This is a genomic window from Limibacterium fermenti, assembly GCF_041902845.1.
GTDB classification, from domain to species: Bacteria; Bacteroidota; Bacteroidia; order Bacteroidales; family Dysgonomonadaceae; genus Limibacterium; species Limibacterium fermenti.
The window spans coordinates 1,746,392-1,759,364 of the sequence record NZ_CP159486.1; the positions used below are offsets into that span (position 1 = coordinate 1,746,392).

General features: G+C 45.9%; 14 protein-coding genes. 4 read left to right on the plus strand and 10 right to left on the minus strand.

Annotated features, from left to right (window positions below; genetic code table 11):
* Positions 1-4 precede the first annotated feature (4 nt).
* The 8 genes from ABNK31_RS07905 to ABNK31_RS07940 all read right to left on the minus strand — a co-directional run bounded on the left by ABNK31_RS07905 (position 5) and on the right by ABNK31_RS07940 (position 5,911).
* Positions 5-2,509, minus strand: coding sequence for a TraG family conjugative transposon ATPase (locus ABNK31_RS07905; protein WP_418895119.1), 2,505 nt, complete (start codon positions 2,507-2,509; stop codon positions 5-7).
* Complete coding sequence (locus ABNK31_RS07910) at positions 2,502-2,837, minus strand: DUF4133 domain-containing protein (RefSeq protein WP_418895120.1); 336 nt, start codon at positions 2,835-2,837, stop codon at positions 2,502-2,504. The genes ABNK31_RS07905 and ABNK31_RS07910 overlap by 8 nt, the downstream gene beginning before the upstream one ends.
* A gap of 20 nt (positions 2,838-2,857) precedes the next feature.
* Entirely contained in the window at positions 2,858-3,157 is a 300-nt protein-coding gene (locus tag ABNK31_RS07915) for a DUF4134 domain-containing protein (RefSeq protein ID WP_418895121.1), read from the minus strand.
* A 159-nt stretch (positions 3,158-3,316) separates the two neighbouring features.
* Entirely contained in the window at positions 3,317-4,066 is a 750-nt protein-coding gene (locus tag ABNK31_RS07920) for a hypothetical protein (RefSeq protein ID WP_418895122.1), read from the minus strand.
* Between the two features lie 2 nt (positions 4,067-4,068).
* Positions 4,069-4,380: a DUF3408 domain-containing protein gene (locus tag ABNK31_RS07925; RefSeq protein WP_418895123.1), complete on the minus strand. Its 312-nt coding sequence runs from the start codon at positions 4,378-4,380 to the stop codon at positions 4,069-4,071.
* A gap of 21 nt (positions 4,381-4,401) precedes the next feature.
* Positions 4,402-4,707: a DUF3408 domain-containing protein gene (locus ABNK31_RS07930; protein WP_418895124.1), complete on the minus strand. Its 306-nt coding sequence runs from the start codon at positions 4,705-4,707 to the stop codon at positions 4,402-4,404.
* Positions 4,708-4,729: 22 nt separating this feature from the next.
* Positions 4,730-5,152 carry a DUF3408 domain-containing protein gene (locus tag ABNK31_RS07935; protein WP_418895125.1) on the minus strand — a complete coding sequence of 141 codons (423 nt, stop codon included), beginning with the start codon at positions 5,150-5,152 and terminating at the stop codon, positions 4,730-4,732.
* A 6-nt stretch (positions 5,153-5,158) separates the two neighbouring features.
* Positions 5,159-5,911, minus strand: coding sequence for a ParA family protein (locus ABNK31_RS07940; protein WP_418895126.1), 753 nt, complete (start codon positions 5,909-5,911; stop codon positions 5,159-5,161).
* A gap of 745 nt (positions 5,912-6,656) precedes the next feature.
* Here ABNK31_RS07940 and mobA point away from each other — a divergent pair.
* Both mobA and mobB read left to right on the plus strand, forming a co-directional pair.
* Entirely contained in the window at positions 6,657-7,091 is a 435-nt protein-coding gene (gene mobA, locus ABNK31_RS07945) for a conjugal transfer protein MobA (protein ID WP_418895127.1), read from the plus strand.
* 11 nt (positions 7,092-7,102) lie between these two features.
* The gene (gene mobB / locus ABNK31_RS07950; protein ID WP_418895128.1) at positions 7,103-8,392 is read left to right on the plus strand and encodes a conjugal transfer protein MobB; all 1,290 of its coding nucleotides are present in this window, start codon (positions 7,103-7,105) and stop codon (positions 8,390-8,392) included.
* 71 nt (positions 8,393-8,463) lie between these two features.
* Here the strand turns inward: mobB and ABNK31_RS07955 are convergent, their stop codons facing one another.
* Positions 8,464-9,306, minus strand: a complete 843-nt coding sequence (locus tag ABNK31_RS07955; protein ID WP_418895129.1) for a tetratricopeptide repeat protein — start codon at positions 9,304-9,306, stop codon at positions 8,464-8,466.
* A 32-nt stretch (positions 9,307-9,338) separates the two neighbouring features.
* Positions 9,339-10,364: a PDDEXK nuclease domain-containing protein gene (locus ABNK31_RS07960; RefSeq protein WP_418895130.1), complete on the minus strand. Its 1,026-nt coding sequence runs from the start codon at positions 10,362-10,364 to the stop codon at positions 9,339-9,341.
* 240 nt (positions 10,365-10,604) lie between these two features.
* Here ABNK31_RS07960 and mobC point away from each other — a divergent pair, with 240 nt between their 5' ends.
* On the plus strand, positions 10,605-12,617 hold the full coding sequence (gene mobC / locus ABNK31_RS07965) for a conjugal transfer protein MobC (protein WP_418895131.1): 2,013 nt from the start codon (positions 10,605-10,607) through the stop codon (positions 12,615-12,617).
* 140 nt (positions 12,618-12,757) lie between these two features.
* Positions 12,758-12,973 (plus strand): helix-turn-helix transcriptional regulator, encoded by a 216-nt coding sequence (locus ABNK31_RS07970; RefSeq protein ID WP_418895132.1) that lies wholly within the window; start codon positions 12,758-12,760, stop codon positions 12,971-12,973.

Genomic DNA, 12,973 nt, shown 5'->3' on the forward strand with positions numbered 1-12,973 from the left:
ATACTTACTGTTTTTGGCGTTTGCTTTCGGCAAGTTGTTTAATCGCCAGTTCATAGTTGCCGCCGAGTTCTTCCGTTTTTTGGAACACTTCGAGCTTCTCCGATTCTTCCGTCGTGTAGGCCAGGTATTCTTCGCCGCTCACTTCGGTGGCATACACCGCCGACTGCACACCGCCCAGCCCGAACCATACTTCTTTATATTTGCGGCTGGGATGATTCGCCATGTTGATAGACAGAATCTGCCCCTTCTCTTTTTCGGTCAATCCGAGAAGCGACTGGATCACATCAAAGCGGTTCATAAATTTTCGCTGGTCTAACAGGATTTTGCAGTCGGAATTATTGATGATGGCTTCCTTGACAATAGGCGAGGAAATAATATCATCCACTTCCTGCGTAACGACGATTGCCTCCCCGAAGTATTTACGGACGGTTTTATACATATATTGCATATAGGCCGCCATGTTTGCCGAGGACAAGGCTTTCCATGCTTCTTCCACGATCAGTTGTTTCCGGACACCCTTTAACCGCCTGAGCTTGTTGATAAAAGCCTCCATGATGATAATCGTCACCACCGGGAAAAGTTCGCGGTTCTCCTTTATCGCGTCAATCTCGAACACGATAAAACTTTTCGTGAGCAGGTCGATGTTCTCCGCCGAGTTCAAAAGGAAGTCGAAACGCCCGCCCCGGTAGTACTGGCGAAGGGTAGTCAGCATGTTGTCGATATTGAAATCTTCCCGGCTGACCCTGATCTCCCTTGCATCCAGTTCCCGGCGGTAATCGTCCCGCATATACTCGTAGAAAGTATTGAAGCAGGGCGTGATCGTCCGGTCGTCCTGGATCTTTTGGATATAGGCCGCTACCGCGCTGCCGAGTTCCCCGGATTCGGTTTTCGTAATCTTGTCCTCTTCGGACTTCCACAGGGTCAGCAGCAAGGTTTTGAGGCTGTCCTTCTTTTCCACGTCGAACACGTAATCTTCGGTGAAAAAAGGATTGAAGGATATCGGGTTTTCTTCCGTGTACGTAAAGTAAATCCCGTCCTGCCCCTTGGTTTTCCGGCGGATCATTTCACATAGACCCTGATAGCTGTTACCCGTATCGACAAGGACGACGTGCGTGCCCTGCTCCCAGTACTGCCTTACGAGGTGGTTCATAAAAAAAGATTTTCCACTGCCGGAAGGTCCCAGCACGAATTTATTCCGGTTCGTCGTGATCCCTTTTTTCATCGGGAGGTCGGATATATCGACGTGCAGGGGCTTTCCGCTTACACGGTCGCACATCTTGATCCCGAAAGGGGAAGGCGAAGATTTATAATTCGTTTCCTGGGTAAAGAAGCACAGGGCGGGTTCGATGAACGTGTAAAAACTTTCCTCACTCGGAAAGTCGCCTGCATTACCCGGCATGGCCGCCCACCAGAGCGTTGCCGCATCCACCGTGTTGTGGCGGGGCTTGCACTCCATAAGCGCCAACTGGCTACCCACGTCGTTACGGATATGCTTGAGTTCTTCCGCATCGTCGCTCCACGCCATCACGTTGAAATGCGCCCTAACGGACGTAAGCCCGAAACTATGCGCTTCATTCAGGTATTTATCGACCCACTCCTTATTGATTTGGTTTCCGCGCGAATAGCGGGACAGGGACTGCATGTTGCGGGCTGATTTCTCGAATTTCCGTAGGTTCTCGGCGCTGTCGTCCAAAAAGATGTACTGGTTATATACATGGTCTGCGGACAAGAGTAGTCCGACGGGTGCGGCGAAACTCAACCGGCAATCGCTTCTATCCGTTGAAAGCCGTTCATAACGCATATCCGTCCCAACCGTTCCGGGCAAGTCCTCCACGTCCGACACCGTGTGCAGGCAAATATGCTTATCGCCCACACGAAGGCCGTCCGCTCCGAGTTCCATATCCTCCAGGCAGGTCGTATCGTCGAGCGACAGGGCAAAGTATTTTTCGATAAGCCCTGCACTCTCCGGCGTTCCCGTTATCTCGTCCGAAATAAGGCGCGTGAGGCGGACAAACCCGCTGTCGTTTACGATGCGCTCGAATTGTCCGACCGCCTCTATGAATTTTACCGCCGTGTCCTTATTGACTTCCTTCGGGATGATGTTTCCCCGGCAAAGACTGGAAAAGTTGCTTTGCATGCGCATCCGCTCTTTAGTTGTCTTTGTCAGGTAGAGGAAACAGGTATGGTTCAGGTAAGGGCGTTCGTTAAAATGCCTTTCAAAAGACCGGGACAGGAAACTCATGTCTTCCCCGTCCGTTTCCGGCTTGTAGTTCTCTTTTGTAAACCAGTCCTGTTTTTGGATAACCGAGTAATCCGGCAGCACCTTGATCGCCTTACTCCATGCGGAGTGTATCGCTTCATATTCCGGCGATGTTACCGTAAAGAGTTCCGGCAAGTCCACCCGGAACGCTACCGTGATATCCGCATCCTTACTCATGATGCAGCCGTGTTCCACCGAAAGCAACGGAAACTTGCTTTCGATGGTGGCTGCTTTCATGATATTACGCATGGGCTGCCTCCTTTCTTTTTTGACGGCGGAACAAGCGGCGGGAGTTTCTACGGTTGATCAGGAAACGTGGATGCTGCCGTTTGGCCAGCAGTTTCATCAACCCGTGTTCCCCGTATTTCGCATTCAGGTTGAACGTCAGCCATACCAGCACGGAGGCGGCGACAATGCCGAAGCCGATGCAGAACCACTGGTCAATGCCGATCATATACATGATGACAAAGACTATGAAAACGGCCAGTAGCCCACCCGCGAAAATGAACAGGTATTGCGATTTCAACCCGTTGAACTCGACGCTTTTCCCGATTCCTTTATTGACATTGTATTCCATAATCATTACTGCTATGGGGACTAAAGGAAGAAGGAACGCAGGATGGTGGCGGCGACAATCAGGAAGATACACGCCCCGAACCACGAGGCGGCGGTTTTCGACGTATCGGGGTCGCCGGAAGAGAACTTGTTATAAACTTTGATACCGCCAATCAAGCCGACAACGGCTCCGATGGCATAAATCAATTTCGTGCCGGGATCGAAATAGGATGTTACCATATTGGTAGCATCGGTAATACCGCCGACACCGTTGCCTTGTGCGAAGGCTGATGCGGCAGCCAGGATAAAGGCTGCCGACAGAAGAATCTTTTTCTTTGTCATTGTTAATTTGTTTAAGTGGCGGGACGGGAGTGGGATTAGTCCCCCGCACACCGCCTGGAATAAATAATTACTTTATTTCTCGAATTTTTTCAGTGGTGGCCGGCGCGTAGCTAACCATAATCTCTTTCTTTCATGCCTCCTTGTTTTAATTGTTATATACTATGCGAAAGCGCGTACATCAAAATCTTTGGGTGCTTTCACGTTTGGTTCATCCGTTGTTTCACCGGCTTCCCGCTTGCGGCGGTGGTACGCGGCGAAATAGTCATCCATCAGTTTGCCGGCGGTTGTCTTCTTTTCCGGTTCACCGGATACGACCTGTTCAAACATATCCGTGTTGCGTATCTCGGTGATCACCCGCCCGGCTTCTTCCTTTTCTTCGGGACTGGCCTCATCGGGGTTTTCCACCGTTTTCACCATACCCGATAAATCATCGAAGTACAATCCGCTCGCTACATTTACCCCGGACAATCCCCCCGCTTCCCCGCTTTCTTCGGTATCTACCTGATCCTCGTAGTTGTCGGATTCTTCCCCCTCCGGCTTGTCGTCGATTACTAAATCAATCTCACCGGAATTGTCCGCTTCAACATTGGAGGAAAAGACCCGATCCAGTTCGGAGGGAGGGATCGCTGCCGGAGTGTTTTGGGTTTCCTTTTTCGCGTTTACGCCGGCAAATATAGCTGTATTTTCTTCCCGTTTCCCGCTTTTAATCAGCGTGGTAGCTTGTGGCAGCGAGTGGCGCAGGTCGAAGCCGCTCTTCCCGATAACGTCCTCTTTCGGGAGCGATTTAAATGGGTTGAAGGCGGCTTTTTTCGCTGCATTCCGGCGGCGCTTTACCGACCATTCCCACACGAGGTAGCAGGCAAGAAAGACCATGTACACCACGATGGCTATAATGAATATCCGTATCATGGCTATCGCAACTCTTCTAAAAGTTTCTTTTGAAGCGAGGTTAAATGCTCTCTGAAAATATCCATGTGATTGGCAAGGATATTATCAATGAAACCACCGACACTGATCTCTACCCCGTCCAAAGCAAATACATGGACGAGCCTGGTAATGGCGGTGTGGACATCCTTACTGACATAGACCGATTGCCTGTTTTTTAATTCATTCCGCTTCAGGAAGATCTCGGGATATAGAGTTGCCAGTTGATCCGGCGTATATTTGGGGGCAGGCGCTTCTTGTGCTGCATTACCCTGTGTACAGGATTCTTTTGTTTCCATTATGTTTTGATTTTTTAGTGATTAAAATACGTTCGTGTTTTTCTTACGGTACAGTTCGGTAATTTCGTCCTGATAGGTGGAAAAATGATGTTCGAGTATGGCATCCAAATAAGCAAACAGGGAAAACTCATTTTCACCGATTACCCGGACGATTTTGAGGATACGGTCGTGGTACTCCTTGCGGATATAGACCGCTTTCCCGCTTCGTGTCTTGATAGCAACGTCTTTGAAAAACAGGGTTTCGTATTCCTGCACCTTGTTTTTACTCCGATTGCTTTCTCCTTTCGGATCAACTTTACCGTGTCCGAATATGATTATCTTTTTCATTTTCTTTGTTTTTATTGGTTGATTAGAAACTTTTGTCAATGCTGTTCTCATACAATTCATTAAGTTCTCCCTGATAGGTTGAGAAATGATGTTCCAGCACATTATCGAGGAAACTGAACAGGGAAACCTCGTTTTTGCCTATTATCTGCACAACTTTCAGGATGCGGTCGTGGTGTTCCTTCCGGATATATACCACTTTGTTCACACGGGACTTGCCACCGGTAACCTCCCTGATGAAAAGTGATTTATAATCCTGCGCTTTGCCCCGTTTCCGCTTGGGTTCCTCACGGGGTGCTTCCTTTATCGGTTCCGGTTCCTCCTGCACAGGCATGTTTGCCGTTTCCGGCTGTTCTTCCTGCGGTATGGAGGCTTTCAGCGGCCTTTCCCGGTTACTTATCTGTTCGACGAAAGATGTTTCGTCCGCTTCAATCTTTTCCCTTGCCATAACCTGTTATTTTAAGATTCCCAACAGTTCATCGACAAGTGTGTCTATATTGCTGCCTTTTACCAGCGACTTATCCGCCGGGAACAACGTAGAGCGGAACAGGGCTTTGTGGGCGATGTTCTGTTCTTTACGGAAACGCTTGCTATCCGGGACAAAGGTTTGAAGGATAACAAATTCCAATTCCCTGATAACTGCCTCATAAACGTCGTACAGCTCTGATTTTTCGCGGCCGTCAACCATATTCCACAGCAGATAAGTCCCCTTGATGTGGGTTTTACCCACAGCCTTCACCTGGTCACGCAAGGCGATAAGGTAGTCCAGCGTACTTTCCATGACTACCCGGTCGGCAGCAATGGGGGCTATGATGTAGTCCATGTTCAACAGGGTACTTAGCACCCCCTTGTTATTGACCGTGCCGGGCAGGTCGAAGAAGATAAAATCATAGTTACCTTGCGGGACAAGGTGGTCGGCGTCGGCAAGGGCTTCCTCCGGGCTACTGCCGATAATGGGATAGGCTTTTTTGCCCAACCTGGTAAATTGTTCATAGGCCATACCTTTGTAGTGTTCGTCTTCCGTAGCCAAACCCAGGTCGCGTTCCCGCATCCCGGCAATAGAGTGCTGCGGAAAATCGCAGTCGATTACAGCCACATTGTAGCCTTTTACATAGTGCAGGTAGCTTGCGACCAATACGGTCAGGGTGGTTTTGCCTGCTCCCCCTTTCTGTGTGGCAAAGGCCACATAAACAGGATTTTCTTTCATTTGAACATTGTTTTAATTATACAATCGGGTATTTAATTATTTATTTGTCTATCCGCCTGTTTACTTTTTTACTTTTGCGGATTTCTAAAATGTTACTTATTGATATACAGCGTTGTTTGAATAAAAAATTAAAAGGATAAATATTTAAATATCTTTTTATTGCTATTTTGATTTTTTACCGTACTACCGTGTTATCGCTATATCCGGATAATCCCATATCCTCATATCCTTTTATCTTGTTGTTCATCCGTCCGTCTTTTTATTCTTTTGATTTTCGGAATAAGTACCTTTTTAAATCTTCGTTTATTTATCTATTCAAAATTGTTTTCAGCAGCAAAGGAAAACCTTCTTTTTGAGTTAATCACCATGTTTCCGGGAGGTGGCAGCTTGTGGCACCGAGTGGCGTCGGCCGATGACATACAGCGGGTTACATATACCCGTAACTTTGCATCCGATAACGTTACGGTCGGAGTTGGGGTCGCTCGTTAAGTTTCTATGACACCCCAAAGCTGCCCCTCCAAGTGCAAACTTTTACCCTTCCATGTCGGGGTAAAACTTTGCCCGTTGCGGGCAAAAAACATTTGCGTCCGGGCAAATAGCAAGGTATGTTTCGCGTAACGCGAAACGTTTTCCGTAACTGGAAAACCCTTGCCCTTCCAGGGGGGAAACTACCTCCGAAGTCGGTAGTTTTGGGCGAGGCTGCACCCGCCGTGACGGATTTATGAACCATTTAAAAATCCGTGTTATGAATGAGAGTAAAGAAACCCGTAAACGGGGAAAAGGCGGAAGGCCGCCCAAGAATGACCCGGCGGAAAACTGCCTGATGGTACGTTTTACCGATGCCGAGTACGCCAAGTTCCTTACCATGTACGAGCAATCGGGCATCCGCTCAAAAGCTCGTTTTATCCTTGCCCGTATTTTCGGAGAGGCATTGCGTGTGATAAAAACGGACAGTTCGGCGCTTGATTTTGTGATGAAGTTGTCCGCTTTGTACGGGCAAATCCGTTCCGTCGGTGTTAATTACAACCAGGTGGTAAAGCAACTTCATACCACTTTCGGGGAGAAAAAAGCGTTGGCGATGCTTTATAAACTGGAACAGGAAACGATTGAATTGTCGAAAATCGGGCACGAAGTGTTACAGTTGTGCGAACGGTTTAAGGAAGAATACCTGTCTGAATAATCCTCAAAAAAATGGTTGCGGATATACATATCGGGAATAATTTGTACGGCGCATTGGCCTACAACCAGGTGAAAATAGATGCCGGTCTGGGTAAGATTTTGGAAACAAACCGTGTCTTTGTTCCTGCCGACGGGCAGTTTTCCGTGGGAGATTGCATGCGAGATTTTGAACGAGCCGTGCCTCCACAGGTAACTACCACGCGCGGTATTATCCATATTTCCCTGAACCCGCACCCGGAAGATAAGATAAGCGATGACCAACTGGCAGACATCGGGCGGGAATACATGAAGCGTCTCGGATTCGGCAGTCAGCCCTATATGATATTCAAACACGAGGACATAGACCGCCAGCACCTACATATCGTTTCCACCCGTGTTCGCAGCGACGGTTCGCTAATCAGCGACAAGAATAATTATGAGAAAAGCAAAAAGATTACAGACGACCTAGAGCAGAAATACGGGTTTCATCCGAAAGACAAGAAACAGGGAGAGGCGTGGCAGCTTTCTCCGGTGGACGTTTCGCGCAGCGACCTGAAAAAACAAGTCGCCAACGTCATTAAACCATTGGCGACCATGTACCAATTCAAATCGCTCGGCGAGTACCGGGCGTTGTTGTCGCTGTATAATATCGGGGTGGAGAAAGTGGAGGGGGACAATCAGGGACATAAGTACACGGGACTGGTATATTTGGCGTTGGACGCCGAAGGCAACCGTACCGGCAAGCCGCTCAAATCTTCCTTGTTCGGTAAATCCTATGGTATTGAGGCGTTGGAGCAGTCGATGAAAAAATCTGCGGAAGAACTCAAAGTCGGAGGACAGGCGGCAAAGACAAAGGCACTCGTTTCGGCGTCCCTGATGACTTCCCGCAACGGTGGCGAGTTCCGAGCCAATCTGCGGGAAGAAGGTATCGACCTGGTGCTGCGTTATGGTAACGGAGGACGCCTGTTCGGGGTAACATTTATCGACCACAACAGCCGTACTGTGCTGAATGGTTCAGCCCTGGGTAAGGAGTTTTCTGCCAATGCCCTCGGCGCACGGTTCGCCGATTTTTTGACAGGCGAAAATCCCCAAGAAGATATAAAACCTGTTCCGTCCGCACCTGTGAGAGAGGTGTTGCGTCCGTCCGTGCAGCATGAGCCAGAGAACAAACAACCGGCCACGGCTAAAGGGTACGGTGGAGATGATTCGTCTGTCGGCAGTTTGCTTTCGGTGCTGACACCGGAGCCAGATCAGTACAGTAATGAGCAGCAACTACCCAAAAAGCGGAAGAAGAAAAAAAGGAGATACGGGCGGCAGGTATAGATTGAATTTCTGTAAACACAGACTTGCCCAGACACTCCGTGATTAGCTATCGGGGTGAGATTCTTCGGATTTTACTTTATGGAATTGAAAAATGCTTTAACTCGTTTGTCAGTTAACAAAGACTTATTGTTTTTCCAATATTCATATGCCTCTTGAATGGAACCCATAGGTATGCCGGCATCAAAATATGGTTCTCCGGGAATCCTAAAAGGAGGTGGAGCAATGTGTTTACTCTTTGTAATTTCTTCGGGAACAAACTTATTTCGTTTTACTGCATCTGCTAAAAGAGATTCCAACCGCTCTTTCTCATTATTTATTATTGTAAGCAGCAGTCTCCCGTAAACAAACTCAATTCCCCAATCATCTTTATGCTTTTTCAATAATTGTAAAGCGGTTTTATAGTCTTTCAGTGCGAAAAGACACTCCAATAACAAATATCTTACACCTTGATGATCATCTTCATTATAACCAAGTATCTCGGAATAGAGTTGTATCGCTTCCTCGTATTGTTTTCTGTCTTGATATTCCATTCCTAAAATATGACAAGACCGTAAGAACGGGCGATTATCCAGGTTACTCCAATGTAGTTTGTGTTTAGAAGGCTTAAATTCTTTTGGTAAACATGATTTACCAATAAGATATGCTTTTTCTGCCGTCAGGAAGCTTTCATAAGGTTTTTTCTGATTTTTGAATGCAATATTCAAATGATTATAGGCATCAATATGATAAGGACACTTTTTAATAACCGCTTTAAAAATTTGCTCCACTGCCAAATCATCATAGTCTAACAATTGAACACCTTCCCAGTATTGATTGTATATTTGCTCGTTATCAATAGAAGGAGGAAAAACAAATCCCCATTCATTTTCCTGAAAATGAACAACTTCCGGTTTGTTAGCGGCCTTTTGTTTCATAAATTAAAATCAATAAGGAATGTTCAACCGTATTATTTATCTTTTTGCATCATTTCAATCTGCCTGCGTTCCGCTTCCAGTTCTTTGATAAGTTCCTCCTCCGTAGGCAGGTAGAGTTTATATTTGGATGCAAACATATGCCGGTTTTCGGCAAGTATTGAATACCTGACAACCGTCTCGTCTTTTTCGGTACATAGTATTAGTCCTATTGTCGGATTATCGCCCTCACCACGCTTTAAATCGTCGAACATCCTGACATACATATCCATTTGCCCGATGTCCTGATGTGTCAGCTTCCCGATTTTCAGGTCAATAATAACGAAACATTTCAGGAGGTAATTATAAAAGGTAAGGTCGATGAAAAAGTTGGATGTTTCGGTGGAAATCCTTTGTTGCCGGGCAATAAAAGCAAAGCCTCTCCCAAGTTCAAGGATGAATTTTTGCAGGTTGTCAATCAAAGCTTTTTCCAAATCCTTTTCATAGAAACCGGTATTGGCGGGTAAATCAAGAAACTCTAGCACATAAGGGTCTTTGATAATATCCTGTGGCATTAATACATCTTGCCGTGCAATATCATCTTCGTGTTTTTTTACTTCCATTTTGTTTTGCGAAGAAAGGATACGCTCATAAGTAAGCGATGATATTTGCCGGTCGAGTGCACGGGTTCCCCAATTCTGCTCAACGGATTCTTTCAAATAATACTGGCGAGCTTTTTCATTTTCAACCATTAGTAAGGAACGATAATGCGTCCATGTCAATTCGGGTCGCAGTGCGTCCCGAATAGGAAAAGTTTGATAGAATTGCCTCATTCTGCGTAAATTTCGCTCATCATATCCTGAGCCGAAATCTTCTGTGAGTTTTAGGGAAAGTTCATGCAGTATTTTCTTTCCATAATCTGCACGCTCTTTGCCTCCTTGTTCTTCTATTATGATACGTTCCCCTATATCCCAATAAGCGTATATCATTGTGCTGTTAGCATAATGATATACCTTGTTCCGGGCATTGATGATAATGTTTTTTACATCATTATAAAAGTTCGATGATATTATTTCTTTCATATACGGCATGTATTTCGGGTCGCATTGCGACCCGATTTATTTCGTCCGCAAAGATACGATTTTAAAATGGCTTATGATCAACTTTTATGAAACTTCCACTTTAACTTATGCCTTGATTATCAATCTTAACGCCACAAGCTACCAAATCGAGGCCACAAGCTACCACGCCCTGAAAACATAGTTTCGGGGCGTTTTTGTCTTCTTACTTTTGCATTTCAATACATTAAAAACAAATTGATTATGCAGCAAGAAGATGATTTGAGAGGCTTGGCAAAAGTCATGGACTTTATGCGGGCGTTAAGTATCCTGTTCGTCGTGATAAACATCTATTGGTTCTGTTACGGCGCAATTAAAGAGTGGGGCATCCATATCGAGGTCATCGATAAAATCCTGCTCAATTTCAACCGCACTGCCGGATTGTTTACCTCAATCCTGTGGACTAAAATTTTTGCCGTCGTTTTCCTTGCCCTGTCCTGCTTAGGGACAAAGGGCGTAAAAGACGAGAAAATAACCTGGAATAAAATCTATATCTGCCTGATTTCCGGGTTTGTTTTCTTCTTCCTGAATTGGTGGCTGCTGGTTTTGTCGTTCCCGCTGGAAGCCAACGCCGGATTCTATATTTTTACGATGACCATCGGTTATATCTTACTGCTCATGGCGGGTATATGGATGTCACGCCTGCTGAAAAGCAATCTTATGGACGATGTATTTAATACGGAGAACGAGAGTTTTATGCAGGAAACAAAGTTAATGGTAAACGAATATTCGGTAAACCTGCCTACCCGCTTTTGGTACAAAAAGAAAATGTGGAAGGGCTGGATAAATGTAGTCAATCCGTTTAGAGCAGCGATAGTGTTAGGCACTCCCGGTTCCGGTAAGTCCTACGCCGTGGTAAACCAATTCATCAAACAACAGATTGAAAAGGGATTTTCGATGTATGTGTACGACTTCAAATTTCCTGACCTCTCCATGATTGCCTATAACCACCTGCTGAATAACCGCGAGGGTTACGCCAAAGTCCCGACGTTCTACGTGATTAATTTCGACGACCCGTCCCGTTCGCACCGCTGCAATCCGATTAATCCTTCATTCATGGATGATATATCGGACGCCTACGAATCGGCCTATACGATTATGCTGAACCTCAATAAAACGTGGGTGCAGAAACAAGGCGACTTTTTTGTAGAATCACCCATTATCCTGTTTGCCGCTATTATATGGTACTTGCGCATCTATCAGAATGGGAAATACTGTACGTTCCCTCATGCGATAGAGTTTTTGAACAAGCGTTATGAAGATATTTTCCCGATTTTGACCTCTTATCCCGAATTGGAAAACTATTTGTCGCCGTTTATGGATGCATGGCTCGGTGGAGCCGCTGATCAGTTGATGGGACAGATTGCATCGGCTAAAATCCCGCTCTCCCGTATGATAAGCCCACAACTTTATTGGGTAATGAGTGGTGACGAATTTACGTTAGACATCAATAACCCGGACGACCCAAAGATTTTAGTAGTCGGGAATAATCCCGACCGGCAAAATATATACGGTGCGGCTTTGGGATTGTATAATTCCCGTATCGTGAAACTCATTAACAAAAAAGGCCAACTAAAAAGTTCGGTTGTGATTGACGAGTTGCCGACTATTTACTTCAAAGGGCTGGATAACCTGATAGCCACCGCCCGGAGCAACAAGGTTGCCGTATTGCTCGGTTTTCAGGACTTTTCGCAGTTGAAACGCGACTACGGAGACAAAGAGGCCGCAGTCGTGATGAATACGGTCGGTAATATCTTTTCCGGGCAAGTTGTCGGCGATACGGCTAAGACCCTTTCAGATCGTTTTGGAAAAGTGTTGCAGAAACGGCAATCCATGACGATTAACCGCAATGACAAATCCACTTCGATAAATACCCAAATGGACAGCCTGATACCCCCGTCGAAAATTTCCAATCTGACGCAAGGGATGTTCGTGGGAGCCGTGGCAGATAACTTCGATGAGCGCATCGAACAGAAAATATTCCATGCGGAAATTGTTGTCGATAACGAGCGGGTAGCCGCTGAAACAAAGGCGTACCGCAAAATTCCTGTCATTAGCAACTTTGTCGATGACCAAGGCGTTGATCGTATGAAGGAAATGATTAAGGAGAATTACGACCGTATCAAAGCCGAAGCCAAGCAAATTGTCGCCGACGAATTGGAGCGGATTCGCAACGATGAAAACCTGCGCCATTTGCTGCCAAAGCAGGAAGAATAGAAAAGCAATATATTTTGAGCCGAGTTTCCTCCTCGGTTTTTTATTGCCAATTATTTAAGATGTTGATAACTAAAAGAGAATTTGCATTATTAATTCGACTTAAATCAATACATTTGCAAAATACATCAAAAATTTGACTGATGAAACAGATAAATAGGTTAAAAGTCGTACTTGTGGAGCAGAATAAAACCGGAAAATGGTTGGCGGAAACGTTGGAGAAGAATGAAGCGACTGTTTCCCGTTGGTGCACTAACGAATCACAACCTTCGCTTGAAACGTTGGTGAAAATTGCCAATGCCTTGAAAGTTGATGTGAAGGACTTGCTTGTTTCAACAATAAGGAAAAAAGAAATTTAA

Bases quoted from the DNA above. Each gene is read 5' to 3' on its own strand.
- mobC (WP_418895131.1), top strand. From the start codon at position 10,605: ATGCAGCAAGAAGATGATTTGAGAGGCTTGGCAAAAGTCATGGACTTT.
- ABNK31_RS07970 (WP_418895132.1), top strand. From the start codon at position 12,758: ATGAAACAGATAAATAGGTTAAAAGTCGTACTTGTGGAGCAGAATAAA.
- ABNK31_RS07905 (WP_418895119.1), bottom strand. From the start codon at position 2,509: ATGCGTAATATCATGAAAGCAGCCACCATCGAAAGCAAGTTTCCGTTG.
- ABNK31_RS07910 (WP_418895120.1), bottom strand. From the start codon at position 2,837: ATGGAATACAATGTCAATAAAGGAATCGGGAAAAGCGTCGAGTTCAAC.
- ABNK31_RS07915 (WP_418895121.1), bottom strand. From the start codon at position 3,157: ATGACAAAGAAAAAGATTCTTCTGTCGGCAGCCTTTATCCTGGCTGCC.
- ABNK31_RS07920 (WP_418895122.1), bottom strand. From the start codon at position 4,066: ATGATACGGATATTCATTATAGCCATCGTGGTGTACATGGTCTTTCTT.
- ABNK31_RS07930 (WP_418895124.1), bottom strand. From the start codon at position 4,707: ATGAAAAAGATAATCATATTCGGACACGGTAAAGTTGATCCGAAAGGA.
- mobA (WP_418895127.1), top strand. From the start codon at position 6,657: ATGAATGAGAGTAAAGAAACCCGTAAACGGGGAAAAGGCGGAAGGCCG.
- mobB (WP_418895128.1), top strand. From the start codon at position 7,103: ATGGTTGCGGATATACATATCGGGAATAATTTGTACGGCGCATTGGCC.
- ABNK31_RS07955 (WP_418895129.1), bottom strand. From the start codon at position 9,306: ATGAAACAAAAGGCCGCTAACAAACCGGAAGTTGTTCATTTTCAGGAA.
- ABNK31_RS07960 (WP_418895130.1), bottom strand. From the start codon at position 10,364: ATGAAAGAAATAATATCATCGAACTTTTATAATGATGTAAAAAACATT.
- ABNK31_RS07935 (WP_418895125.1), bottom strand. From the start codon at position 5,152: ATGGCAAGGGAAAAGATTGAAGCGGACGAAACATCTTTCGTCGAACAG.
- ABNK31_RS07940 (WP_418895126.1), bottom strand. From the start codon at position 5,911: ATGAAAGAAAATCCTGTTTATGTGGCCTTTGCCACACAGAAAGGGGGA.
- ABNK31_RS07925 (WP_418895123.1), bottom strand. From the start codon at position 4,380: ATGGAAACAAAAGAATCCTGTACACAGGGTAATGCAGCACAAGAAGCG.